This is a genomic window from Caballeronia sp. LjRoot34, from assembly GCF_964253815.1.
Classification (GTDB): Bacteria; Pseudomonadota; Gammaproteobacteria; order Burkholderiales; family Burkholderiaceae; genus Caballeronia.
In genome coordinates this window covers 39,172-65,383 of the sequence record NZ_CAXUSB020000007.1, presented here as the reverse complement: position 1 = coordinate 65,383, position 26,212 = coordinate 39,172, and the positions used below count along the sequence as shown (strand labels likewise).

At 61.7% G+C, this 26,212-nt stretch carries 18 protein-coding genes and 2 pseudogenes; 11 read left to right on the top strand and 9 right to left on the bottom strand.

Annotation, left to right across the window (positions count from 1 at the left end):
* Positions 1-159: 159 nt before the first annotated feature.
* From ACSQ36_RS44750 to ACSQ36_RS44725, 6 genes are all read right to left on the bottom strand, one after another.
* Positions 160-2,769, bottom strand: coding sequence for an MMPL family transporter (locus ACSQ36_RS44750; RefSeq protein ID WP_436187243.1), 2,610 nt, complete (start codon positions 2,767-2,769; stop codon positions 160-162).
* 104 nt (positions 2,770-2,873) lie between these two features.
* Complete coding sequence (locus ACSQ36_RS44745; protein ID WP_436187242.1) at positions 2,874-3,887, bottom strand: dihydroorotate dehydrogenase-like protein; 1,014 nt, start codon at positions 3,885-3,887, stop codon at positions 2,874-2,876.
* Between the two features lie 10 nt (positions 3,888-3,897).
* The gene (locus ACSQ36_RS44740) at positions 3,898-4,884 is read right to left on the bottom strand and encodes a 2-hydroxyacid dehydrogenase (RefSeq protein ID WP_436187241.1); all 987 of its coding nucleotides are present in this window, start codon (positions 4,882-4,884) and stop codon (positions 3,898-3,900) included.
* Complete coding sequence (gene nifJ, locus ACSQ36_RS44735) at positions 4,884-8,498, bottom strand: pyruvate:ferredoxin (flavodoxin) oxidoreductase (RefSeq protein ID WP_436187240.1); 3,615 nt, start codon at positions 8,496-8,498, stop codon at positions 4,884-4,886. Before nifJ ends, ACSQ36_RS44740 begins: the two co-directional genes overlap by 1 nt.
* Positions 8,495-10,168, bottom strand: a complete 1,674-nt coding sequence (locus tag ACSQ36_RS44730; protein ID WP_436187239.1) for an NAD(P)-binding protein — start codon at positions 10,166-10,168, stop codon at positions 8,495-8,497. Before ACSQ36_RS44730 ends, nifJ begins: the two co-directional genes overlap by 4 nt.
* A 185-nt stretch (positions 10,169-10,353) precedes the next feature.
* Positions 10,354-11,673: an MFS transporter gene (locus tag ACSQ36_RS44725; RefSeq protein ID WP_436187238.1), complete on the bottom strand. Its 1,320-nt coding sequence runs from the start codon at positions 11,671-11,673 to the stop codon at positions 10,354-10,356.
* 335 nt (positions 11,674-12,008) lie between these two features.
* On the opposite strand from ACSQ36_RS44725, the gene ACSQ36_RS44720 reads away from it, so the two are divergent.
* Positions 12,009-13,667, top strand: a complete 1,659-nt coding sequence (locus ACSQ36_RS44720; protein ID WP_436187237.1) for a UbiD family decarboxylase — start codon at positions 12,009-12,011, stop codon at positions 13,665-13,667.
* Positions 13,668-13,834: 167 nt separating this feature from the next.
* On the opposite strand, the pseudogene ACSQ36_RS44715 reads toward ACSQ36_RS44720, so the two are convergent.
* Positions 13,835-14,537, bottom strand: a pseudogene (locus ACSQ36_RS44715) (IS6 family transposase).
* On the opposite strand from ACSQ36_RS44715, the gene ACSQ36_RS44710 reads away from it, so the two are divergent.
* A complete protein-coding gene (locus ACSQ36_RS44710; RefSeq protein WP_436187273.1) occupies positions 14,421-14,729 on the top strand; it encodes a hypothetical protein in 309 nt (102 codons plus the stop codon). The pseudogene ACSQ36_RS44715 and the gene ACSQ36_RS44710 sit on opposite strands and share 117 nt — an antisense overlap.
* Here ACSQ36_RS44710 and ACSQ36_RS44705 read toward each other — a convergent pair.
* On the bottom strand, positions 14,726-16,357 hold the full coding sequence (locus ACSQ36_RS44705; RefSeq protein WP_436187236.1) for an oleate hydratase: 1,632 nt from the start codon (positions 16,355-16,357) through the stop codon (positions 14,726-14,728). The genes ACSQ36_RS44710 and ACSQ36_RS44705 overlap by 4 nt on opposite strands.
* A 102-nt stretch (positions 16,358-16,459) precedes the next feature.
* A complete protein-coding gene (locus ACSQ36_RS44700; RefSeq protein WP_436187235.1) occupies positions 16,460-16,741 on the bottom strand; it encodes a hypothetical protein in 282 nt (93 codons plus the stop codon).
* A 686-nt stretch (positions 16,742-17,427) separates the two neighbouring features.
* Between ACSQ36_RS44700 and ACSQ36_RS44695 the strand changes: the two genes are divergently transcribed.
* The 9 genes and pseudogenes from ACSQ36_RS44695 to ACSQ36_RS44655 all read left to right on the top strand — a co-directional run bounded on the left by ACSQ36_RS44695 (position 17,428) and on the right by ACSQ36_RS44655 (position 26,209).
* Positions 17,428-18,810 carry an NAD-dependent succinate-semialdehyde dehydrogenase gene (locus ACSQ36_RS44695; protein WP_436187234.1) on the top strand — a complete coding sequence of 461 codons (1,383 nt, stop codon included), beginning with the start codon at positions 17,428-17,430 and terminating at the stop codon, positions 18,808-18,810.
* A gap of 19 nt (positions 18,811-18,829) precedes the next feature.
* A complete protein-coding gene (locus tag ACSQ36_RS44690; RefSeq protein ID WP_436187233.1) occupies positions 18,830-20,011 on the top strand; it encodes an NAD(P) transhydrogenase subunit alpha in 1,182 nt (393 codons plus the stop codon).
* A 26-nt stretch (positions 20,012-20,037) separates the two neighbouring features.
* Complete coding sequence (locus ACSQ36_RS44685) at positions 20,038-20,400, top strand: NAD(P) transhydrogenase subunit alpha (RefSeq protein WP_436187232.1); 363 nt, start codon at positions 20,038-20,040, stop codon at positions 20,398-20,400.
* Between the two features lie 10 nt (positions 20,401-20,410).
* Entirely contained in the window at positions 20,411-21,862 is a 1,452-nt protein-coding gene (locus tag ACSQ36_RS44680; RefSeq protein WP_436187231.1) for an NAD(P)(+) transhydrogenase (Re/Si-specific) subunit beta, read from the top strand.
* Positions 21,863-21,898: 36 nt separating this feature from the next.
* On the top strand, positions 21,899-22,933 hold the full coding sequence (locus tag ACSQ36_RS44675) for a zinc-dependent alcohol dehydrogenase (RefSeq protein ID WP_436187230.1): 1,035 nt from the start codon (positions 21,899-21,901) through the stop codon (positions 22,931-22,933).
* A 151-nt stretch (positions 22,934-23,084) separates the two neighbouring features.
* Positions 23,085-24,605 (top strand): annotated as a pseudogene (locus ACSQ36_RS44670) (NAD(P)H-dependent oxidoreductase subunit E); the annotation flags it as partial.
* Complete coding sequence (locus tag ACSQ36_RS44665) at positions 24,490-24,909, top strand: NADH-ubiquinone oxidoreductase-F iron-sulfur binding region domain-containing protein (protein ID WP_436187270.1); 420 nt, start codon at positions 24,490-24,492, stop codon at positions 24,907-24,909. The pseudogene ACSQ36_RS44670 and the gene ACSQ36_RS44665, both read left to right, overlap by 116 nt.
* Positions 24,906-25,637: a 2Fe-2S iron-sulfur cluster-binding protein gene (locus ACSQ36_RS44660; protein ID WP_436187269.1), complete on the top strand. Its 732-nt coding sequence runs from the start codon at positions 24,906-24,908 to the stop codon at positions 25,635-25,637. Before ACSQ36_RS44665 ends, ACSQ36_RS44660 begins: the two co-directional genes overlap by 4 nt.
* Positions 25,634-26,209 carry an NADP oxidoreductase gene (locus ACSQ36_RS44655; protein ID WP_436187229.1) on the top strand — a complete coding sequence of 192 codons (576 nt, stop codon included), beginning with the start codon at positions 25,634-25,636 and terminating at the stop codon, positions 26,207-26,209. Before ACSQ36_RS44660 ends, ACSQ36_RS44655 begins: the two co-directional genes overlap by 4 nt.
* Positions 26,210-26,212: the final 3 nt, after the last annotated feature.

Genomic DNA, 26,212 nt, shown 5'->3' with positions numbered 1-26,212 from the left:
AGTTGCTGATGTTCCCAACAACGACATCGCATGCATTTGGGCTTGGCAGTCGTCCGGTATGTAACGCAGAAGCATATGCGTGCACGTGCGGCCCGGGGCTGTTTAGAGAACATCAGAATCACCGCGCGCAGCGAGAGCCAAAACCGGGTTGGCCCAGTTTTATTTCCGCAAGGCGCGCTTTGCGCGCGGCCTACCCATTAAGACGGGCTGGAACACCACGGCACCAATCAGCATGCAGAACAGAGACAGTGCGAGAAGCCGTCCCATGCTCGATGTGCCCGGATGATGTGACAACCACAGGCTGCCGAATGCGGTCGCGGTAGTGGCCGCACTGAACATCACGGCGTGAGTGAGGCTCGATTGCAACAGGCCGGTTTGGCCACTGCGCCAAGCCATCACAAAGTAGATCTTGAACGCGACGCCGACGCCGAGCATCAGTGGCAGCGCGATAATGTTGGCAAAGTTGAGTGGCATGCCGAATACGACGCACAACTCCAGCGTCACGGTTGCCGACACCAGGAGCGGAATCAGCGTGCGTAATACATCGCTCATGTGCCGCAACGTCAGCCACAGCAGGATCGTCATCGTCAATAACGCCCACCCCGCCGCCTCCAGGAACGCCCTGATGATCGTGTCGGCGGAATGCAGTATTGAGATGGTCCCACCGATCGCGCCGGGCTCGGCGGCCTTCACCGCATACGCAAAGCGGCGCAGCATCGTATCGTCGCCTGCATCGGTGCCCGGCGTGACCTTCGGCGCAATGTCGACTAGCGCGCTGCCGTCGTCGGAAACCCAGTCACGCACGATTTGCGGCGGTACGGTGGCACGCGTGATTTCGCAGGGCTGCAATAGGGCTGCCAGTTGCCCGAGTGCGATCTTTAGTGGCCCGGCCATCACCGTTTCGGCGCGCTCGCGCGTGGCGGCGTCCGCGGACGCCAGCTTTAGAAGCGTGACCGACAAGTGGTTGGCCTCAATGGCGCCAGGACCTGGGTAATCCTCCGCGGCGAGCGCCAACTGATTTGCCGCTCGTTTCAATGCTGCCACACGTATTGCATCAGTCGCGGGCGGCGCCGGCGTTTGGGTTAGCGCTGGAAGGAGTTGTTTCGCGGCATTTGCGATCAGCAGGATTTTCTGTGGCTGGTCGGGGGGGATGAAGGTGGAGAGCGTCGTGATACGACCGACTTCTGGCAGTATTGCCAAATGCGTGGCGACGCGGTCAGCATCGGCAAGTGACGGCGCCAGCACATGTACGTTGTTGACCGCCCCTTCGGGGAAATCCTTTAACGACAGCAGCGTTGCCATTGATTCGGTATGTGGATCATTCAGATGAAGAGGATTAAAATCAAAGCGCAGGTGCGTGAGCAGTGGCGACGCACCGATTACCACCACAAGCGTCATGATTAGCACCGGCTTGCGGTGCCGGTCGAGAAAATCGTCGACAGGTGCTAGTCGCTTGAAACCTGGTGAAACCGTTTCCTTTGGCAAATTGAAGACTTTCAACAGCGCGGGCAACAGCGTTATGTTGGTCAGATATGCGACCAACATTCCGACGCCAGCAATTTTCCCAAGCTCCGATACACCGCGATACGCGGTCGGCACAAATGAGAAGAAGCTCGCGGCGACGGCTACAGCGGCGAGCGTCAGCGGCACGCCAATGCTATGGGCGGTCTTGACCAGAGCGGCCGCGAGCCGGTCGTCGCGATAGCGCTCTTCGCGGTATTTAACGCAGAACTGCACGCCAAAGTCGACTCCGAGTCCGACGAACAGCACCATGAAGGCGAGCGACAATATGTTAAACGCGGAGACCATCATCAGGCCAATCGCCGCAGTGATGACGAGCCCGGCGAACAGCGTGATGAATACCGCCGTGATCATGCGGCCCGAGCGCAACCCGAGCCACAGGATCGCCAGCACGACGACGAAAGCGGCGGCGCCATTGAGCGCAGCCCCCTCCTGCAACGAGGCGAATTCCTCATCGGCGAGCGGCTGTTCGCCTGTCAGCCGCACGGTCGCGCTATAGCGTGCCGCGAGGTTCAGCGACGCCGCGGTTGCGCGGATCGCTTTCGATGCGCGCGCACCGGGCTCGAGCGCGCCATAGTTGACTTTTGGCTGCACGGTAATGAACGCACGTGCCGGGTCGGTCGAGACACCCTTATCGACCAGCGCACGCCAAGAGAACGCCGCCGGCTGGCGGGCAAATAATCGATCGAGCGTGGCTGCGCTGCGCGACAGCAGAGGGCTCATGTCGCTGAGCTTCACCTCACCCATCTGCAGCGGCAGCAACAGGGTTGTCGTCAGTAAGCCGGCGAGGCCGGTCAGGCTCGGATCGTGGGCCAATGCGTTAATAAGCGGGCGCGCCTTGACGAGTTGTCCGGTGGTGGACTGGACCTCTCCAAGCGATAGGAACAACAGCCCGTCGTGCTCGAAGAACGAGCCCCCTTCCGGCTGCGTGACGGCGGCAAATTCGTTGTTCTGTTTCTGTAGTGCGGCGCTCAATGTATCGGCGGCGGCATCGGCGAATTCGGGCGCGCGCGCCTCGACCACGACGAGGACCGTCTGCGCGCGCTGCGGGAACGCCTTGTCTATCGCCTGGTCAAGGGCAGACCACGCCTTGTCCGCCTTGACCAGGCGGCTGATATCCGTATTGATCTTGAAGTGCTGGACGACATAGTAGCCGCTCAGAATGGCGAGCATGAGCGACACAACAACGACTCGCGCGGGATGGCGCACCGACCAGGCAACGAGACGGACGATAGATGACTTCAACATAAAGGCGAGGGAGCTTTCACGGATGGCTTTTTTTGCTGGAAAGGCGTTGCAGGGGACGCTCTAGTCAGCCTCTCACCGTAATACTGATGCGCACGCGCTTGAGATCATCTGCGATGCGAACTCGCATAACGCTCGATCAGATGAATGTAGTTCGCACGCTCATAGACGTCGGGCTTGCGCAGACGGCTGCGGCTCATCACGCCGCGCAGGCTGTCCGGCGAGCCTACCTGCCGGGCCTCGAACCAGGCATCGAGGTCGGCCAGCAGCGTGCTGATATAGCCCGGCCCGTGACGCAGCAGCGCAGCCGTGGTCATCACCACGTCCGCACCGGCGAGCAGGTACTTGATGACCTCGTCGACGGTTTCCACACCGGTAGAGCCTGCCAGCGAACACTTCACACGCTCGGCAAGCACGGCGGTCCACAACAATGAAAGTCGCATTTCCGCCGGTTGGCTCAGTTGCAGTTCGCTCGATAGCTGCATGCGTAACAAATCGATGTCTGGCTGCAGGTACCGGTTGAAGATGACGAGTCCGTTCGCCCCCGCATCGACGAAGCGTTGCGCCATGTTTCCAATTGAGCTGAAGTACGGAGGCATCTTCACTACGACAGGAATTTTGACGGTCCGGCGCACATCGGCGAGCACGTCCAGGTAGCGCTGCTCGATCGCCGATCCAGGCTGCTCGATGTCGATCGGCACGTAGTAGATATTGAGCTCGAGCGCGTCGGCACCGGCCTGTTCGATTTGCGCCGCATAATCGGTCCAGCCGCTGGGCGTGCTGCCATTGAGGCTGGCGAATACCGGAATATCGAGTGCTGCCTTGGCTGCGCGAATGAGCTCAAGGTAGCTCTGCGGCCCAACGCCATAAGGGCCATCGAGCGCCAACGGGGGATGATAATTCTGCGCCTCCGGATTATTGGCTTCCCCTTGCGCGAGAATTGCGTCGATACTTTCACGCTGCGCCAACAGTTGCTCTTCGAAAAGCGACGGCAAGACCACCGCGCCAATGCCCGCATCTTCCAACGCCTTCAGGTGACCCAGTTCGGCGTTGGCCGGCGAGGGCGAGGCGACCAGCGGATTGCGCAAGGTCAGTCCGAGGTAGCGTGTCGTGAGATTCATGTCGGGCATCCTATAAGGTCAGTTCGTGCGACAACGGCTTGCCTTTTTCGAATTCGTCCACGCTGGCTAGCGTCGTCCGGGCGATCTCGCCCAGTGCTTCGCGGGTCATGAACCCCATGTGCGAGGTGACGATAACGTTCGGAAAACTCAGCAGCCGTGCCAGGTCGTCGTCCTGAAGAGCCTTGTCGGAATGATCGACGTAGAAGACTTCGGCCTCGCGCTCATAGACATCGAGCGCGGCTCCGCCAAGGCGATCCTCTTTGAGCGCATTGATCAGCGCGTGGGTGTCCAGGATCGGGCCGCGGCTGGTGTTGACCAGGACCGCGCCATCCTGCATCAACGCCAGACGGCGCGCGTCGATCAGATGGCGGGTCTGGGCGTTGAGCGGCGCATGGAGCGACACGACGTGGCTTCGCGCGAGCAATTCGTCGAGCGGCAACAGCGGCCACTTTTTCTCCTGTGCCAGGGGATCGCAGGCAAGCACCTCGCAACCGAATGCCTCAGCGATACCCGCGACGACCCGGCCGATCCTGCCAAGGCCAATCACACCGAAAGTACGCCCCACCAGTTGCGAACCGATCAGTCCATTGAGACTGAAATTGCCCTCATGCACCCGCGCCAAGGCACGAGGCACGTGGCGAAGCAGCGAGAGGACCAGCGCGAACACGTGCTCGGCCACGGCGTGCGGTGTGTAGGACGGCACGTAGACTGCCCGAAGCCCCTCCCGCCGGGCCGCGACCAGATCCAGGTTGTCATGGCCGGCGCTACGCAGCGCGATCAGTTTCACCCCGTAGGCCGCCAGTTGCCTCAGCAACGGCGCGTCGAGCCGGTCATTGACGAACGGCACCACGACTTCGCTTGCGCGCGCAAGTTCGGCTGTCCGGGTGTCGAGCGGTGCGCTGACATACGTCAGAGCGTGAGCACTTCCCGTATCCTCACGGGCGAGCTCGAACGCCTCTTCTTCGAACGGATGAGTCGTAAACAACGTCACTTTCATTACGCTGGCTCCTTTTGGCCGTTGGCTGCATCGACAACTTCCGGATGTGCTTCGAGGGTAAAGCGGCTGCCATCGCGGGAAGCGAGATCTGCGTACTGCATATATTTCTCATCCACCCATTTCTGCGCCGAGGCGAGTAACTCGGCCGCTTCGGCGGGACGCGTGGTAGCGAGCGACTTATAGCGAAGTTCGTTGTACGCGTATTGCTTGAAGGGAATCGTCGGGCGCGGCGAGTCCAGGCTGAAGGGATTGGCCCCAACCTGCCTGAGTGCGGGATTGAAGCGAAATAGCGGCCAGTAGCCGGACGCCGCGGCCAAGTCCTGCTGCTGCATACCAAGGCGCATGTCGATGCCGTGAGAGATGCACTGGCTATAGGCGAGAATGAGAGATGGGCCGTCGTAGGCTTCCGCCTCGCGGAAAGCCTGTAGCGTGTGCTGCGGGTTTGCGCCCATTGCCACTTGCGCCACGTAGACGTTGCCGTAGGCAATGGCTTGCAGTGCCAGGTCCTTACGCGGCGTGCGCTTGCCGGCTGCGGCAAACTTGGCGACAGCCCCAAGAGGGGTGGCCTTTGATGACTGACCGCCGGTATTCGAATAGACCTCGGTATCAAGCACCAGCACGCTGACGTTCTTGCCTTGAGCCAGCACGTGGTCCAGTCCGCCGTAGCCGATGTCATAGGCCCAGCCATCGCCGCCGACAATCCAGATGCTGCGCCTCACCAGGTGGTCGACCACCGAGAGCAGGTCGTCGGCCTGCGCATCCTTGCCTTTGAGCGCAAGCAGCTTCACCTTGAGCACCGCGACGCGTTCGCGCTGCGCGCGAATATCCGACTCCTGTATCTGAGGCGCATCGATGATCGAGCGGGCGAGGTCGCCGCCAACCCGGTCTGCCAACTGCTTGAGCAGCTTGTGGGCGAGCGAGACGTGTTGGTCGGCGGCGAGCCGAAAGCCCAGGCCGAACTCGGCATTGTCCTCGAACAGCGAGTTGGACCAGGCCGGTCCGCGTCCTTCGTGGTTCCTGGTCCACGGCGTCACCGGCAGGTTGCCGCCGTAAATCGACGAGCAACCCGTGGCATTGGCTATCTGCAGGCGGTCGCCAAAAAGCTGGCTCAGAAGACGCAGATAGGGTGTCTCGCCGCAGCCAGCGCAGGCACCGGGGAATTCGAAGAGCGGTTGCAGGAACTGCACCCCGCGGACATTGGCGAAATCCACGCGCGCCCGGTCATTCACCGGCAGCGTCTCGAAAAAACGGATGTTGTCGCGCTCGCGCTGAAGGATCGGCAGCTTGTCGATAATATTCAGTGCCTTGGTGTCAGGCTCGATCAGGCTGGTAGCAGGACATGCCTCAACGCAAAGCCCGCATCCAGTGCAATCCTCGACATAGATCTGCAACGTGAACTTTGTGTCCGGGTAGCCTCGCGTGTTGATCGTCGCCGACGGGAAATCGACCGGCGCCTGCTCGAGTAGTTTTTCGTCGTAATAGCGGCTGCGGATCACGCTGTGCGGGCACACGAAACTGCATTGACCACACTGGATGCACAGGTCGGAGCGCCATTGAGGCACGGTGTCGGAGATGTTTCGCTTTTCGTACGCGCTCGTGCCGGATGGGAACGTGCCATCGGCGGGAATCTTGCTCACGGGAATGCTGTCGCCTTCGTTTGCGAACATGCGCGCCGTGACCTCGCGCACGAAGATAGGGGCCTCCCGAGGGACGAGCGGCGCGGGCTCGTGCGCATTGACATTCACCGTCGCCGGTACATCGATTTCGTGCAGCCGCTCAAGTGCCCCGTCCACCGCCGCGAAGTTCATTTGGACCAAGCGCTCGCCCTTTGCGCCGTAGCTCTTGCGGATCGATTCCTTGATGTGCGTGATAGCCTCGTCGCGAGGCAAAATTCCGGAGAGCGCAAAGAAACAGGTCTGCAGGATCGTGTTGACGCGAAACCCCAACCCGAGCGCCCGCGCTGTTTCGGAGGCGTCGATGACATATACCTTGAGTTTCTTGTCGATGATTGTTTGTTGTACGGGCCGTGGCAGGTACCCCCAGACTTCTTCGGGGCTGTAGGGGGCATTGAGCAGGAAGGTTGCGCCGGGGGCGGCGGCCCGCAGCACGTCCTGCCGCTCCAGGAACTCGAACTTGTGGCAGGCCACGAATTGCGCTTGATGGATCAGGTAGGGTGCCCGGATCGGTTCCGGACCAAAGCGCAGGTGCGAGACGGTCTGCGCACCGGACTTGTGCGAGTCGTAGACGAAGTAGCCCTGGGCGTAGAGCGGCGTGTCCTCCCCGATGATCTTCACGCTGTTCTTGTTCGCGCCGACCGTGCCATCGGCGCCGAGCCCGTAGAACACGGCGCGCCGGGTACTGTCCAATTCGATCGAGTATGCTGGGTCGTACCTCAGGCTCAGGTGGGTGACGTCGTCCTCGATGCCGAGGGTAAAACTGTGGCGTGGGCGCTCGGTGGCGAGTTCGTCGAACGTAGCCTTGACCATCGCCGGGGTGAAGTCTTTGCTGGAGATGCCGTAGCGGCCGCCAATCACAAGGGGCAGGGTCGCACGTTCGCCGCGGGAGAATGCCGCCGACAGGCTTGTGCCGACATCCTGGTACAGCGGCTCACCTGTGGCGCCGGATTCCTTGGTCTGCTCGAGTACCCCGACCCGGCGCACCGATTGAGGCAGCGCGGCGAGCAGTCGCTGCGCGGAGAACGGGCGGTACAGGCGCACTTGGATCACGCCGACCTTTTCGCCCGCGGCCACGAGCACTTTGACCGTCTCGCGCACAGTCTCGGCGCCCGACCCCATCAGCACGAGCACACGCTCCGCATCCGGGGCGCCCTCGTACTCGAACAACCGGTAATGGCGGCCGGTAAGATCTGAAAAACGTTGCATCGCGCGCTCGACGATCCCGGGCACCGCGTCGTGAAATGAATTGACCGCCTCGCGCGCCTGGAAGTAAGTGTCGGGATTGTGCGCGGTGCCGCGCACGAACGGATGTTCCGGGTTGAGCGCACGGGCCCGATGGGCATGGACCAGCTTGTCGTCGATCATCGCGCGTAAAACCGATTCGTCTAGCAGTTCCAACGTGTTGAGTTCGTGCGAAGTGCGAAAGCCATCGAAGAAATGCATGAACGGCACGCGCGATTCCAACGTCGCCGCCTGCGCGATCAGCGCGCTGTCCTGCGCCTCTTGTACCGAAGCGGAACTAAGCAATGCGAAGCCAGTCATGCGGGCGGCCATCACATCCGAGTGGTCGCCGAAGATCGACAAGGCTGACGTCGCGAGCGAACGCGCGGCCACGTGGAATACCGTCGCGGTAAGTTCGCCGGCAATCTTGTACATGTTCGGCAGCATCAGCATTAAGCCTTGCGATGCCGTAAAGGTGGTTGTCAGCGCGCCGGACTGCAAGGCTCCGTGGACGGCGCCTGCGGCACCTCCTTCAGCCTGCATCTCCTGCACCACCGGTACGTTGCCCCACAGGTTGGGGATTTCGGCGGAAGCCCACTCGTCCGCCAGCTCGGCCATGGTGGAGGAAGGCGTGATCGGGTAGATCGCACAGACCTCGTTGAGTTTGTAGGCGATCGTGGCAACCGCCGTGTTGGCATCCATCGTCGCTCGCGTCATGCGGTCAACTCCTTCTCGCTGGGAATAGGGGCAGATCCTGTGGCTGCCGCCGCCTCGGGTGTCATGTCGATCGCATGGCACGGACACTGCTCGAAACAGGCCTGGCAACCGGTGCACAAGTCCAGGTTCACGTCGTAGCCATGACCAGGGCCGAGCTTGACGATGGCCGCCTCCGGACAGGCGGCGTAGCAGTGGTCGCACTCGTAGCAGTTGCCGCAGGACAGGCAACGCTGCGCCTCGTGCCGGGCCGCCGCCTCGTCGAGACCGCCCACGATTTCAGAGAAGTCCGCGCGTTCGGGCGCCGGCAACTCGGGTTCCCGCGCCTTGATGACGTCGGCGTACAGCGGCAGGTTCAGCTCTTCGAAGGACACGAGACGGTGCGTGGACGGATGTGTCCAGACCGTACCGGCAAGCCAGGCATCAATGTGGCGCGCCGCCTTCTTGCCAAGGCCCACGGCGTTGGTCACACTACGCTGAGCCGGTACTACATCGCCTCCGGCGAAGATGCCCGTGCGCCCGGTCTGCATGTCATCGCCGACGATCACCGTGCCGTCCTGCTGGAATTCGATGCCGGGAATCTTGCGCAGGAAGCCGATGTCCGTGGTCTGCCCCAGGGCGAGGACTACCGAGTCGGCTTGCAGGGTTTCGTATTCGCCCGTTGGCTGAGGGCGGCCCTTGTCGTCCAGCACCATTTTTTCTACCGTGACGGTCTCGCCGGAGATGTCCTTGATGCTGGAAAGCCACTTTATCTTGATGCCTTCGGCAAGCGCCTCTTTGACCTCAAATGGCTGGGCCGCCATTCGAGCGGAGTCGCGGTAGTAGACGATCATCGCGTCGTCCGCTCCGAGCCGCTTCGCGGTGCGCGCCGCGTCCATCGCGGTGCCGCTGCCACCGTAGACGATGACACGACGCCCGAGAAGGGGCTTCTCTCCGCTGGCAGTCGTATGCAGTAGCGAGACTGCATCCAGCACCCGTGCCGCGTCGCGTGCCGGGATGTCAATATGGCGTCCAACCTGCGCACCGATCGCTATGTAGATCGCATCGAAGTGCCCGGCCTGCTGCTCGGCGAGTATGTCCTCGACCTTGTGATCGAGAACGATCTTCACGCCCAGCTGCTCCACCTTGGCAATCTCTTTTGCCAATACTTCACGCGGCAGCCGGTAAGCCGGAATGCCAAACTGCATCATGCCGCCGGCGACCGGCCCGGCATCGCGGATCTCCACCTCGTGTCCGAGGCGTGCCAGGTGCCAGGCGGCCGCAAGTCCGCTCGGGCCGGCACCGATTACGAGCACGCGCTTGCCGCTTGGCGCCGCCTTCGCTACTGTCCAGCCTTCGGCCTGCGCCTGGTCGCCAAGGAAACGCTCGACCGCGTGGATGCTTATTGCGCTATCGAGCTCACCCCGGTTACAGCTCCCTTCACACGGGTGGTAGCACACGCGTCCATGGATTGCCGGAAATGGGTTGTCGGCGACGAGCGTCTCCCAGGCAGCGTGCCAGTGTCCGGCTTGCGCCTGCGCGAGCCAGGCCTGGATGTTTTCGCCAGCGGGGCAAGCGTGATTGCACGGGGGAAGCAAATCGACGTACACGGGATGGCTCGTCCGCTCGACTCCTACCGCGTGTCTGCGCGTGAGGTTTACCACCGGACTCATTTCGCTGTGTAGGGTACTCATTGGGTGTGCCCCTTTTCTGGTGTCAAAACGTCGTCCATTGCGGGACGGCACATTCACAGTTTTTCAACGGGATCGCTTTATGAAACGTGGAGCGTTGACGACGGCATGTTGCTGAACGCGGGCACGCTGCACGGTAGCGGGGAAGGACGTATCGGCTTGCCGCATACCGGAGCGCTTCGCAAGCCTTAGTGCTCCCCAATCACGGACGGATCTGGCGCCCGCGGCGCGGCTTCATGCGGCGGCCCGGACTTTGCTGTCACCGCGCGGCCGGTCTCTTTAAGGAACAGCGACAGGATGATTGCAAGCACGATGCTGGCAATACCCACGACTCCCGCTTTCTGAAAGACCGGCAGCGTGAGTTCGGCGCCTCCGGAGATTTTCGTCAGAAGCCAGCCGTAGACCGGAGCCATCACCGCGCTGAACGTGAACACCAGAAAATTGATCGCACCCGTCGCGCTGCCTTTCACATGATCAGGATTGACTTCCTTGATGATCGTGTAGGGAATCATCGCGGCGCCGGACCCAAATCCGAGAACGAAGCCGGCCAGGTAGGGCGGCAGGGTGCCCTGCGGCAGGTACAGGATGGAGAGTGCCGCCGCCAGCATCACGAGGGCTCCGGCGATCAGCATGGGTTTGCGGCGGCCGATCCGGTCTGCAATGTACCCGAGCACGGGACAGCCGATCACCCAGCCAAGCGGCACCATCGACGCGCGATCGACGGCTTGCGCGTAGTCGATATGCCAGCCCTGGCGCAAAAAGGCCACGCCCCAGATCATGTCGCCAATGGTTGTGGGCAGGAACAGCAACCCCGCTGCGAACCCGCACAAGTACGATTGCGGATTGGTCAGCACGGTCTTGTAAGGGGTGAACATGGACCAGACCGATGATTGTTCTGTTATCCGGACGTCATGGTCCGCGGGAGTCAGGACCAGGATGAGCGCCGCGACGATCACGCCTACGATCCCCGCATACAGCCAGAACTGTTGCCACGCGATTCCGCCGTGGATCAATGGCGCGACGACGAACTGACCGGCGGACCCGCCCAGCATACCGAAGCATTGGGTAAAGCCGACGGCCGTAGCCAGATAGCGCGGAGGGAAGCCGTGGGTCGCCAGATACACGGCGCCAGTGAAAGCGAATGCGCCGCCGGCGCCCTGAAGCAAGCGGCCGAATTCAGCGGAAGCCACCCAACCAACGCCGAACAGCGCGGCTCCCCCTGCGAGCATGACCACGCCGAGCGGGATCACATACTTAGCGCCGTAGCGGTCGAGCGATGCACCGGCGACAAGCGAAAACAGTGAATACGTGTAGTAGTAGAGCCCAACGAGCGAACTTACGCCGAGCGCGGACAGCGCAAAAGCATGGGTCAACTCGGGCACCATGACGCCTGGAGCCGAGCGCAAAGCGTACTGCCCGAAATAGAAGATCAGGCAAAATATCCAGGCGACGACGAAGGCGGGATGAAAGGATTCGGCACGAGAAGCAGCAGAAGGATTGGACGGCATGGACGCACTCCAAGGCTGGGATTGTTCGAATACTGTGTCATTGGCCGCGCGATGACGATGATGTAGGTCAAGGATCGGGACAGGCTCCGGAGCCTGACTTGCGATTCCTGGCGTGACTTGATTGGCCGCCTTCGCGTTGCCAACGTCGCCTTCCCTACGAGGCAAGGCGACGTTGGCCATCGTGTGGCCGGCATTGGGCGCACCGTGATATGTAATCCCCGCGTGCTAGCGTGGCTCACGGCGATCGCGGTTCGTCGTTCCCGACTGCGCGTGTTCAAGCCGCCGATTCGCAAGACCCGCATCAAGCTTGCATTCACTAAAGGAGAGCGCTCGACATGGGCAATACCCCGTCGCAGACAGGCACGCAGGTGAGCCTCGATTTTCAACACCATCTTGCGGAGCTCGAAGCCAAGGGCCTGCTTGTCCGGATCGATCGTGAGATCAACAAGGACACCGAGTTGCATCCGCTCGTCCGTTGCCAGTTTCTGGGCGGCATTCCCGAGGACGAGCGTCGCGCCTTTCTCTTTACCAACGTGGTTGACTCCGCCGGCCGTCGCTATAACATCCCGGTCGTGGTCGGCGCGTTTGCCGCGTCGCCGAGGATCTATGCGATGGGTATGGGCCGCACCATCGCGGATATCGGCGCGGATTGGCTGCATGCCATCGGCAATCCGATTGCACCCGTCACCATCGCCGATGCACCTTGTCAGGAGGTCGTCATCATGGGCGATGATCTGCGCCGGCCCGGCGGCGGACTCGCTGCCTTGCCGGTGCCGATTTCCACACCGGGCTTCGACGCGGCACCCTATCTGACTGCCACGTTGTGCGTGACGGCCGACCCCGATAGCGGCGTGCGAAACATCGGGACTTATCGGGCCGCCTTGAAGAGCTCGGACCGGTTGGGCGTGCGCATGTCGTCACGCATCGGCGGGGCCGGCGGGTATCTGCACTGGTGCAAATATCGCGAGCGCAAGGAGCGCATGCCGTGCGCCATTGTTATCGGCGCGGCGCCGGTGATCATGTACACCGGTCCGGAAAAGCTCGCCATCGACCAGGATGAACTGTCGGTGGCAGGGGCTCTTGCGGATAGCGCGATTCGGACCACGAAGGCCGTGACGGTCGACCTGGAGGTGCCCGCCGATGCGGAGATCGTCATTGAAGGGCTGATCGATACCGACTTGCTCGAACCCGAAGGGCCATTTGGTGAAAGCAACGGTTACGTCGCCCTCGAGGATTTCAACATGTCGATGGAAGTGACTGCGATCACGCACAGGCACAAGCCGGTATTTGCGTCGATGATCAGTCAGGTCTCACCGAGCGAATCGAGCGTTATCAAGAAACTGGCGATGGAGCCGCTGTTCCTGAATCATTTGCGCGATCACCTGTCGCTCAAGAGCGTGCGCCGCGTGGTCATGCACGAACCACTGAGCAATCTGCGGCCTATCATTTTCGTGCAGTTTGCCAACGACACACCGAAAAGCGAGATCTGGCGAGGGTTGCAGGGAACCGCCTCGCGACTGGCCGATTGCGGCAAGCTCGTCATCGCCGTCAGTGAGGATATCGAGCCGGACCATACCGATGCGGTGATGTGGTCGTTGGCCTATCGTTGCAACCCGATTGAAGACGTGCACATTGAGCCCTACCGTTCTACCGGACATTCACCGAAATCGGGGTCGGCGCACGCGGACTCGACCATGCTGATCGATGCGACACTCAAGTATCCGATGGCACCGCTCGCGTTGCCCGGGCGAGAATACATGGAGCGAGCTCAGACGCTGTGGCAAGAGCTCGATTTGCCCGTGCTCAGTCCGCGATCACCGTGGCACGGTTACTCATTGGGCGACTGGAACGACATCTGGGAGGACTTCGCGCGCAACGCGGTGGCCGGCGACTGGGCGAAAAACGGCGACAATACCTGGGCGCGGCGCCGTGGTGGACTGACGCCGGAGACGCCGGCGCGAACGGTTGAGACTTCGGACGGCGACGCGAAATAGAAGAAGAACCGGGCGGAATGGCAGCGCGGGACACGGACGTATGTACAAGCAGCGGTATCAATGGCGATACGGCGTAAGCCCGCTCATCCCGTTGCGCGATGAGACGCCTTTTAACTTGACCGAACGGTAGCATCCCGGTTGCTTCGTCTCGTAAGGGCACTGTCACCTTAAATCGTTTGCGCTGCATTGGCGGACAGAACACGGAATGCTCCGAAAGCGGACTGATTTTCGGTGGTTTCAGTGAAATGATGCCAAGTGGCGAAGCGTGCGCGAGCTGCTTTCGATGGAGCGAGGCGCGTAGCAGATGTCGCTTAAGTGCGAACTGGTGCCGAATCGGACCGAAGCTCGATAAGAACGCTTATGTGCGCTCGGGATCTCAGAAGCCAGCGCATGCGCCGCTCGGGTTCTCGCGTCGGCTGGTGATGTTTTCGGCTCGATTATTGACCCGTGTGCAGGCTTTGACGAAGACTTGTTTTACGTGAGCCAGTTCGGGAATTTCGGCTTTAGCCGCCGGATAGATGCGCAGCTGGTCGGTCACGATCTTGCACGGTGCCTCAAGCGGACGAGGCAAGCACGCGCTTGAAAAATCGCTTCGCTGCAGCCTTGTCGCGGCGCTTCTGTCGCAGGATATCGAGCTCTACGCCGTGCTGACCGACGGCGTCGCCACGACAGGTAGAGCCCGACGCGCAACGTCACAAATACTTCGTCCACGTGCCATGTGTTGCCGGGCTCGCGACGCGTCGCTTTTAAACGATGCGCAAAGAACTCACCGAACTTATCGCACCGGCGTCGAACCGTTTCGTAACTGACGACAATCAACAAGTCTTCGATATCACGAAGGCTGAGTTGAAACCAGAAATACCAGCGCACCGCGCAACTTATGACTGTCGCCCGAAATCGATGACCGTGCTAAAGCCATTTCGCATTCTTCATTTCGCGATATTACTCGACCATCTCAGCAACGATAGTGTCATGTGGCCAACTCTAACTGCGCGACTCAAGCGGCGCTTGATCTGCATCAATCGTGCGGGTAGCGGCAAGTCCGCCGCCCCTGACGACTAGAAATCGTGCAAGGTCATGAACGCACTGTACAGGACGCGCGGATCGTATTGACCCTTGTAGACTGACGGCGGCTTGCGTTCAAGTCCGAGCAAGCTATAGATGGCCGTCTGCGCGGAGCGGATCGAATACTCGACTGTGAACACGACGTCGTCCGCCAGTTCACAGAACTGCCCTATGAAAGCGAGGTTAGCCGATCCTTCGGGTACCACTTGTGGCCGGTCCCCCTTCTCGCGCGGCATAAACTGACTGGTGATGAAGGGCATCATGCACGGAATGCAGGTGGCGTGTTCAAGGATGGGAGCGCTTTGCGTCCCGGCCTGGAGATGACCCAGGATCTCAATCATGATTTCCCGTCCGGTGCACGCCGCCATCGGCTTATTCACGAAGTTACCGGGCTTGTCGACGAACAGGCCGTAGCCCCAGAATACGTTCACGTCCTCGGGTTGGCCGATGAAGTGAGGCTGATGCGGCAAGACGATGGATGCCAGCCAATTGGACTGCACGAACGTGATGAGGCCCCCTTCGCCAGGCACGTTGCCCGTTAGGTCACGAACCAGGCAAAAGAACGCTGGGTCGTCCAAGGTCGTGGTGAACGACAGCCATTTAGACTCGTCGATATGGTCGGCGAACACACCGGGCTTGCCGAATTCCGGGCGCCCGTTGGCAATCTTTTCCCATAGATTCCAGGCGCCGCCGTCCACCTTGCCATTCAGCGCCGTTGCCTGTTCCATGCCGCCCAAGGTGGAACCCTCCGTCATCGAGCCTAGTGTGACGATCACGAAATCGTCCAGGCCGACAGGGATGCGATCGGCCCTGCCTCCGCGCTCGCAGACTATGCACTCGACACGCTTTTCATTTGCGCTTTCATTCAGGACGAGATCGATGACGCGCGTGTCGAGTTCGAACCTCACGCCACGCTCGTCGAGCCATTTTTGGAGCGGGCGGACCATTGAATCGTATTGGTTGTATACGGTGCGCATGATCCCCTGCAGTTGGTTGAACCCGGAAACCATGTGAGCGAAACGCCGCAGGTAACGCTTGAATTCGACCGCACTGTGCCACGGCTGGAACGCGAAAGTGGTGCACCACATGAACCAGAAATTCGTCTCGAAGAATGAAGACTCGAAGTGATCCGAGATGCTGCTCGTACTCAGAATGTGCTCGGGCTCGTTCGACAGGAACTCGAGCATTAGAATGTGCGACTCGCTCAGCGCATACAAGGGCTTGTCCACTCGACGCCCGTTACGCACGAAACGCGACTTGGAAGACGTCTTCATTGTTTCGTTCCAGTCGAATATTTCCCGTGTGACGGTCTTGCTGGAGTCCAGTGTTGGAATCGACGAAAACAGGTCGTAGGTGCAAAGATACTTGGTTTCGAGCATGCGGCCGCCCCTCAGAACGTAGCCATCCTCAGGCGAACCTGCGCCGTCGAGGCTTCCGCCTAACTTGTCGAGGGTCTCCAGGATCGTGATCTGGCAGCCTCGAATATCGGCGTCGCGGATTAGGAAGGCAGCTGCGGCAAGCGACGCTATTCCGCCACCCACGAGATAGAACCTGCTACCGCTTCGATCGATCGTGGCTTTGCGGTTATGCGGCGACCGTTCGGAACCTTGAGCTACGCTCTGCATGTTGGCGCTCCTAATGACGGATGTCGTGCGACGGCGGCAAGCGTCGTCGTGACGAGGGACTCAGTTCATGGCCGATACATTGGCCCGGGTCTGTATGGATCTCTATTGTGGTGTCCGGGAATCGATCTCGCTGACCTTCGACGTGGAGAAAGTCGGCCCAAGCTGTGCAGCGATTGCATCGATCAGTGGCACGACAAGGTACACGACGGCGGTGCCGACGATTCCCCGCACGTCTCCCATGTTCACGGCAGCGTCCCGAAATGCATCGAGGATGGAGACGAGTGAGGCCGTCAGGAGCCAGATTCCGACTGCGTCGACGAGCCAGTCATGTCGGCGAGGGAACCGGGCCATGGAAGGAAGCGGTGCGAGTGAACGAGTCTTCAAGAGGTCAGTTTCCAGAGTCTCGCCGTTCGGGCAGGACGGCGAGGTTGATTCGTCACGGCTGAGTGATACCGCACGTCGCCTTGTTTTTCACTTTCCGCAGGTCTGTCGGACAAGCGCTGATTGCCCGATAACCCGATCGTTTGACACTGCTCTTTGCTCTGTCTTGAGAGTCATTCTGTTCCATGCACTCCGCGAGCAATTGATTTAGATCAGATCAGGCTTCAGATTACGGATCGGTGTCGTGTTGCCTTTCAAAAATGTGAGGCCGGTTAGCTTGATCTAACGCAAATAAACCGCTGCGGTAGCGAATATATTGATTGACATGGACGCTTTTGCACCGGTTCGACGTGTCGGGCATTTCACAGCGTCCGTATTGTCGAGAGCAAAGCGCGTTGGGATCTATTGTGACGATGCCGTGACGAAGCGTGCCTGATAGCCAGCGCGATTGCCGTGGCCTTGGCGAATGTGATATTCCGGACATGGCTAAGACAGATGTAAAGAACACATCGCTTTCTGAGGCCGCCGAAAAAATACCGGAAGGGGGTGCGCGAGCTTGAGTTTGAGCCTTAGCAGCGGTCCCCAACGGTGATCGGGACCACAAGCTTGATGCTGTCCCTGAGGTTTTGGACGGAGTTTCCAGTATTCCTCAGTACTCGGCACAATTCTATTGAAAGAGAACCACGACCATGGCTTATCAAACCGTCAACCCCAACGACGGCAAAGTCCTGAAGAGCTTCGGTAAACTTAGCGACCCACAGTTGGAAAAATCGCTCGACGAGGCGCAATCGTGCTTCCAGTCCTGGAAGCACACCAGTTACGCAGAGCGCGCGGCGATCGTGAACAAGGCCGCCGCACTGATGCGTTCGCACGTCGACGATTTCGCCAGGCTGGCAACCCTGGAAATGGGCAAGCGCATCGACGAGGCTCGCGGGGAAGTGAAGTTCAGCGTGGACATCCTTGCGTACTATGCGGAGCACGCTGAAACTTTTCTCGCGCCGACGAAGCTCCATCCCAAGGTTGGGGAAGCGCACATGGAAAGCAGCCCGTTCGGCGTGCTCTTCTGCGTGGAGCCCTGGAATTTTCCGTTCTATCAACTTGCGCGCGTGGCCGGACCGCAACTGATGGCGGGCAACGTGCTGGTGGTCAAGCATGCGGGCTGTGTACCGCAATGCGCGATTGCATTCGAGCAACTCTGGACCGACGCGGGCGCGCCCCAGGGCGCTTACACCAACCTGCTGATCTCGCATGAACAGTCGGAGCGCATTATCGACGATCCGCGCATCAAGGGGGTGGCGCTGACAGGCAGTGTCGCCGCGGGCAAAAGCATTGCGGCGAAGGCTGGACAGAACCTCAAGAAGACGTCGATGGAACTCGGTGGCAGCGACGCGTTCATCGTGCTGGACGACGCCGACCTCGAGAAGACCATTCCCTGGGTGGTTTTGGGGCGCATGTATAACGCCGGCCAGGCCTGTTGCGCGGCGAAACGGTTCATCGTTCTCGATTCGATCGCCGACAAATTTCTTGAGAAGTTCAAGGCGGCACTCTCTGCCTTGAAACCGGGCGACCCGATGGATGAGAAAACGACGCATGTCCCGTTGTCCACCGAGGCGGCCCTGGTGCAACTGCTCAAGCAGGTCGAGGATGCCGTGACGAACGGCGCCACGCTGGTGGTGGGCGGCAAGCGCATCGACAGGCCTGGCTCGTTCATGGAAACGACGATCCTGACCGACTTCAAGCCGGGCAACCCGGCCTTTCGTGACGAGTTCTTTGGCCCGGTGGTGCTATTCTTCCGCGTCAAGGACGAGGCCGCGGCCATTGCTCTCGCCAACGATTCCGACTTCGGCCTGGGCGGCTCCGTCTTCACGAGGGATGAAGCGCGCGGCAAGCGGGTGGCAAGCAGTATCGATACCGGGATGATGTTCATCAACAACATCGACTGGTCCGACGCTGAACTGCCGTTTGGCGGCATCAAGTACTCCGGCTACGGGCGCGAACTGGGCAACATGGGGATCCAGGAGTTCGTCAACAAGAAGCTGGTTCGCACCGCCCACCTCGACGCTCCGGCTTGATGCCACGGGAAACCCAGCCATGTACATCAACGTTGCCGTTCTGGCGGAGACGCGGGAACACGAGCGCCGCGTGGCGCTCGTGCCCTCCGTGGTTCCTAAGCTGATCAAGCTGGGCGTCAGGCTTCACATGCAGTCGGGAGCGGGCGCGGCGATCCACCTGGAAGATGCCGCGTTCGAGAACGTGGTTTTCGTCGCCGATCGCGAGGCGCTCGTCAAGGACGCCGATCTGGTGCTCGCGGTCCAGCCGCCCGCACTGGAAGTGATCGATGCGATGAAGGAAGGCGCGATCCTCGTTTCGTTCATCTATGAGCACAACGAGCCCGCGCTGGTGCAGCGCTTGCTCGACAAGAAGATCACCTGCTTCGAGATGGAACGAGTACCCCGCATCACGCGCGCACAAGCTATGGATGCGTTGTCGAGCCAGTCCGCGCTGGCGGGCTACTACGCGGTGCAATTGGGGTCGACGCATCTGGCTCGCGTGGTGCCCAAGATCACCAGTGCGGCGGGCTCGCTCGGGCCCGCCCACGTACTGGTGATGGGGCTGGGCGTGGCGGGGCTGGAAGCCATTGCCACGGCTCACCGGCTGGGCGCGGTTGTCGAGGGCTATGACGTGCGTCCCGAGACGCAGGAGCAGGCGCTTTCGCTGGGGGCGACATTCGTTGACACCGGTATCGATGCGCGTGGCAAGGGCGGTTATGCGCGCGAGTTGAGCGCGGACGAGAAGAGCAAGGTCGCCGCGGTGCTCACGAAGCACATCCAGAAGGCCGATCTGATCATCACCACGGCGGCCATTCCCGGAAAGGCCTCGCCCAAACTGATCAGCCACGAACAGGTCGCGGGCATGAAGGCGGGCGCCGTGATAGTCGATCTGTCGGCCGAGGGCGGCGGTAATTGCGATGACACGCAGCCCGGCGAAACCCGGCGCATCGGACCCGTGACGATTGTCGCTCCGTTGAACGTGGCTTCGCTGCTTGGCGAGGACGCGAGCGAGCTGTATGCGAAGAACCAGTACAACCTGCTCGCGCTGATGATGAAGGACAACGTCATCGAGATCGCCTGGAGCGACGAAATCCTCGCCCATACGGTACTCACGCATGCGGGCGAGAACAAGGCCGCGGCGAGCGAGGCGGCCGCAAAAACGGCCACGCTCTCGATCCCGCGTCACCCACGCGCGAAGCCCGCGCCGGCCACCTCCAACTAGGCACCAAGCCGACAGAGGACCCAGACATGGACTTCCAGATCAGCATTTCCGGCTTCATCGCGCTGTACATCTTCATGCTTGCCGCATTCGCAGGCTGGGTCATCATCGGGCATGTGCCGGCCATCCTGCACACGCCCCTGATGTCGGGTTCGAATTTCGTACACGGCATTGTCGTGGTGGGCGGGATCTATGCACTCCTGAACGCTGCGACGGTGCAGGAGCAGGTCATCGGCTTCTTCGCCGTGCTGCTTGGCGCGGGCAATGCCGCCGGCGGCTATGCCGTCACCGACCGCATGCTTGCGATGTTCAAGACCAGCGACCATCCCACGGGGCATGCCGCTCACCGCAAGACGGCCCATGTGAAATCCCTGCACGTCAAGAAGCATTGAGGACGCGGCCATGCTGACATTGATTCCACAATTGGGCATCGGCACGGCGGATCTCGCCGCCGCATTCCTGTTCCTGTATGGCCTGCACCGCATGTCATCTCCGGTGACCGCTCCCTCGGGCATTTCCGTCGCGGGCATCGGCATGACGATGGCCGTGCTGGCGAGCTTTCTCTACGCCTTCGGTGTGAGTGCCGCGGCACGGCCTGATTTGCCGGTGAACATCGGCTTGGCTATTGTCGCGCTGGTGCTCGGCGGCGGCGTGGCCTGGTGGAGCGGTCGCAAGGTAGCAATGACGGCCATGCCGCAGATGGTGGCGATGTACAACGGCATGGGCGGCGGGGCGGCCGGCGCTATCGCCGCAGTGGAATTGCTCGGCAACAAGGCACATGGCGAAACCGAACTCATCGTGACCTTGGCAGGCGCGCTGATCGGGGCGGTATCGCTGTCAGGCTCGCTGATTGCCTGGGCCAAGCTCGACGGCGTGATCGAAAAACCGCTGCGCGTGAAAGGGCAGCAAGCCTTCAACGCGATCCTGATGCTTGCGACCGTTGCGGTTGGCGCGTACATCGTCGTGGCGAGCGTGGACCCGGCCGCGCTGGTGTTCGCCATGCCGGCCGCGATCTACCTGTTCTTTGGTTGCGCGCTGGCGCTGGGCGTCCTGATGACGCTGCCTATCGGCGGCGCCGACATGCCGGTGGTGATTTCGATCTTCAATGCCTTCACCGGCCTCGCGGTCGGGATCGAAGGCTACGTGCTGCAAAACCCGGCGCTGATGATCGCCGGCATGGTGGTGGGTGCAGCCGGCATGTTGCTCACGCTGCTGATGGCCAAGGCGATGAACCGCTCGGTGAGCAATGTGGTGTTCACGAACTTCGGCGAAGCGGCCACGCACAAGCAGGGCAAGATCCAGGGCAGCCTCAAGCCGGTGCAGTCCGGCGATGCCGGTATCGCGATGCGTTATGCCGCCTCGGTCATCATCGTGCCGGGCTACGGTCTCGCGGTCTCGCAGGGCCAGGGCAAGCTCTTCGAGTTCGTCAAGCTGCTGCAGGCGGGGGGCGTGTCGGTGAAGTTCGCCATCCATCCGGTCGCCGGCCGCATGCCCGGCCAGATGGACGTGCTGCTCGCCGAGGCGGGCGTGCCCTACGACCTGATCGTTCAACTGGAGGACGTCAATGACCAGTTCGCGAGCACCGACGTGGCGCTCGTGATCGGCGCCAATGACGTGGTGAACCCGGCCGCGCGCACCGACAAGTCCTCGGCGATCTACGGCATGCCGATCCTCAACGCCGACAAGGCCAAAAAAGTCTACGTGATCAAGCGCGGCGAGGGCAAAGGCTATGCCGGCATCGTCAATGCGCTGTTCTATGCCGACAACTGCGACATGGTCTATGGCGACGCCCAGACGGTGCTCATCAAGATGATCGAGGCGGTCAGAGGCCTGGGCTTGCCTGCCGTGGCCTAGCCGCGTGAATCTATTTCAATCTCAAGGAGAGAAGCCATGAAAGCCAGGATGCAAGCTGCGGTCGTCGAGCAATTCGGCAAGCCGCTGGTGCTCAAGGAACTGGATATTCCCGTGCCCGGCGCAGGTCAGATCCTGGTCAAGACCGAAGCCTGCGGCGTGTGCCATACCGATCTGCATGCCGCGAACGGAGACTGGCCCTTGAAGCCGGCCTTGCCGTTCATCCCGGGACACGAGGGCATTGGCATTGTCACGGCTCTTGGCGCGGGGGTGACGTCCGTTAAGGAAGGGGACCGGGTGGGCGTGCCCTGGCTCTATTCCGCCTGTGGACACTGCGAGTATTGCCTCGCGGCCCGCGAACCCGTGTGTCCCGATGCGCAGTTCGGCGGTTACACGAAGAACGGCGGTTTCGCCGAGTACATCCTTGCCGACCCGAATTACGTCGCTCACATACCGGCGCATCTGGCGGCGCGCGAGGCGGCGCCGCTCATCTGCGCCGGCGTGACGTCCTATAAGGGCATCAAGGAGACGCAGGCCCGGCCGGGCGAATGGGTGGTTGTTTCCGGCGTCGGAGGCCTGGGGCATCTTGCCGTCCAGTACGCGAAGGCCATGGGCCTGCATGTGTGCGCAGTCGATATCGACGATGGCAAGCTGGCCCACGCCCAACGCCTGGGCGCCGACGTGATGATCAACGCGAAGGACGGCGACCCGATCGGCGCCGTTAAAAAAGCCACGGGCGGCGGTGCGCATGGCGTGCTGATTACCGCGCCGTCGCTCGGCGCGTTCAAGCAGGGCGTCGGCATGACCCGCAAGTGCGGTACCTGCGTGCTGGTGGGCCTGCCGCCGGGCGAGTTCCCGACGCCGCTGTTCGACGTGGTAGCCAATTGCATCACGATTCGAGGGTCCTTCGTCGGCAATCGCCGCGACATGGCTGAAGCACTGGCGTTTGCTGCTGACGGCAAGGTAAAGGCGGATATAGAGTTGCAGCCGCTGTCGGCGATCAATCAGGTGTTCCAGCGCCTCGCGCACAGCGACGTTCCTTCGCGCGTGGTACTCGAGTTCGCGCGCCATTGAGCCGCTGCAACCCGGCCTGAGTATTTTCCGAGGCCCAGCAATCTGGCAGTAGGCATCCAGGGACGAAAGCCGGTGCGAGGTCTGTGCGTCGAATGGCACGGAGCAACGCAATCGAGGCATCGTTCGTTCCTGGACCAAGGAGAGCGCTATCGTGGATCTTGTACCCGGTCTTCTGTCCGAACCCGGCGGCTTTCAGGCCGGCGCCATCGAGCCGCTGCTCTCGCGCCACGGGTCCGATCCGCATGCGCTGGTGCAGATCCTGCGCGAGGCGCAGGCGCAACTGACGTGGCTGCCGCGCGGGCTGCTGTCGTGTCTGGCCGATGCGCTGGGGCTGACCCTCGCTCACGTGGAAGGTGTCGCGACGTTCTACCGGTTTTTTCATACCAGCCCGGTGGGCGAGTACCGCGTGCTTTTCAGCGACAACATCACCGACCGCATGCAAGGCAACGCGGCATTGCTGGCCGACCTGTGCCAGCGGCTGGGCGTCGAGCGAGGACGGATGCGCAGCGACGGCCGGGTCAGCGTGGACTTTTGTTCCTGCACCGGCCTGTGCGACCAGGGTCCGTCCCTGCTGATCAACCACCATCAGGTGGTCACCCGGCTCGACGCCAGTCGCGTGGCGATGATCGCGGACCTGATTGAATCCAGGGTGCCGGTCTCTGCGTGGCCCGTGGCCTGGTCTCAGGTGGACGACCACATCCGGCGCGCCGATGTCCTCCTCGGCACGCCTTTGCAACCCGGCACGGCCATTGCCGCCGCACTGGCGCGCGGGGCACCCGCCCTGGTGGACGAGATGACGCGCGCCAATCTACGCGGACGCGGCGGAGCAGGCTTTGTGACGGGCAAGAAATGGGAACTCTGCCGTGACGCGGCAGGCAGCAACCACTACATCGTGTGCAACGCCGACGAGGGCGAGCCCGGCACCTTCAAGGATCGCGTGCTGCTGACTCGCCATCCCGACATGGTGTTCGAAGGCATGACGATCGGCGCATTCGCGATCGGCGCCCGCTACGGCTTGATGTATTTGCGCGGCGAGTATCGCTACTTGCTGGAGCCGCTGCGCGAGGTGTTGCAGCGCCGCCGCGACGCGCACTTGCTGGGCGCCGCGATCCAGGGCCATGAGGGCTTCGATTTCGACATCGAGATCCATGTGGGTGCCGGGGCCTATGTGTGCGGCGAGGAGTCGTCGCTGATCGAATCGCTGGAAGGCAAGCGTGGCACGCCGCGCATCCGCCCGCCGTTCCCGGCGGAGCACGGCTACCTCGGGCAACCCACCGCGGTGGACAACGTCGAAACGCTGTGCGCCGCGACGCACATCGCGTTGCGAGGCGGTGCCTGGTGGGCAGCCATCGGCACGCCGGCATCCACCGGCACCAACGTCCATTCGATATCGGGCGACTGCGACCGGCCGGGCATCTACGAATACCCGATGGGCACGAGCATAGAGCGCATCCTGGAAGATTGCGGTGCACGCGATACGCAGGCCGTGCAGGTCGGCGGACCGTCGGGCAGGTGCCTGTCGGTTGTGGAGTTTGGCCGCCGCATCGGCTTCGACGATGTACCCACCGCAGGGGCGTTCATGGTGTTCGACCGTTCGCGCGACATGTTCGACGTGGCGCGCAACTATGCGGGATTCTTCGCCGAGGAGAGTTGCGGATTTTGCACGCCATGCCGTGTCGGTACGGCGCTGGTCGTCAAGAGCATGGACAAAACTCGCCGCGGGCCGGGGTTCGCGCCACGATGTCGACCTGCTCTCCGATATCGACAAGCTGATGCACGGCACTACCCATTGCGGCCTGGGCGGGTCCGCGTGCAATGCCTTGCACGACACCATCGTCAAGTTCCGCCCGGCCTACGAGCGGCGACTGAAGTCGCTGCGCTTCGAACCGGCCTTCGATCTCGATGCCGAACTCGAGCCCGCGCGCCGCCTGACCGGGCGAGACGACCCGGCCTCGCATCTGGAGAGCACAGCATGAGTACGCTTGCCAAGACCGCCACCGCCGGCGCCACCTTTTCGCTCGACGGTAAAGACGTGCCCTTCGAGCCTGGCGAAACCATCCTGCAGGCAGCGCGGCGGGCAGGGCGTTACATCCCGCACCTGTGCTGGCATCCGGACTTCCATCCGCAGGGTTCCTGCCGCGTCTGCACCGTGAAGGTGAAGGGTCGCCCCGGCTCGGCCTGCACCCTGCACGCCAGCGCGGGCGCGCAGGTGGAAAGCAATACCGACGCGCTGAACGCCGAGCGCAAGACGCTGCTTCAGATGCTGTTCGTGGAAGGCAATCACTTTTGTCCTTCCTGCGAAAAGAGCGGCAATTGCCTGCTGCAGGCGACGGCCTATGAGATGAACATGCAGGACATGCTGTTCGATGAGTTCTATCCCCGCCGCGCGATCGACGCGAGCCACGCCGATCTTCTCATCGACTTCAATCGCTGCATCGTGTGCGAACTGTGTGTGAGGGCGAGTCACGATATCGACGGCAAGGATATCTTCGCTATCGCCGGGCACGGCATGGGCACGCACCTGGTCGTCAACAGCCTCAGCGGGCAACTGGGCGATACCGGCATGGCGCTCACGGACCGGGCCGCGAGCATCTGCCCCGTGGGTGCGATCCTGCCCAAGCGGCGCGGCTTCGTGATCCCGATCGGCGAGCGCCGGTATGACCCGCGCTCGGCCGCCGATCCCGGCGTGCAGGAGGCATCGTGAGCGCGCCCACGAATGTGGATGTGGACCACCAGCCCGCCAAGCTGAAAGTGGCTACCGTGTCGCTGGCGGGTTGCTTCGGCTGCCATATGTCCTTCCTCGATATCGACGAACGCCTGCTTGAACTGATCGAGCACATCGAGTTCGACCGCTCGCCGCTGACCGATATCAAGGAGATCGGCCAGTGCGACATCGGCCTGATCGAAGGCGGCCTGTGCAATGCCGAGAACGTGCGGGTGCTGCGTGCGTTTCGCGCCCAATGCAAGACATTGGTGGCGATCGGGGCTTGCGCCATCAATGGCGGGCTGCCGGCGGAGCGCAACCGTTTCGACCTAGGCGATCTGCTCAACGAGGTCTACCAGGATCGCCCGGGCCTGAGCAAGACCAGCACGATTCCGAACGACCCCGAATTGCCGCTGTTGCTTCGGCAAGTGCGCCCGATCCATGCGGTCGTGCACGTTGACTACTTCCTGCCGGGTTGCCCGCCCTCGGCGGACGCATTCTGGCATTTCCTGAACGACCTGATGGCCGGGCGTACCCCGCATCTGGGCCACGCACTGATGCATTACGACTGAGAA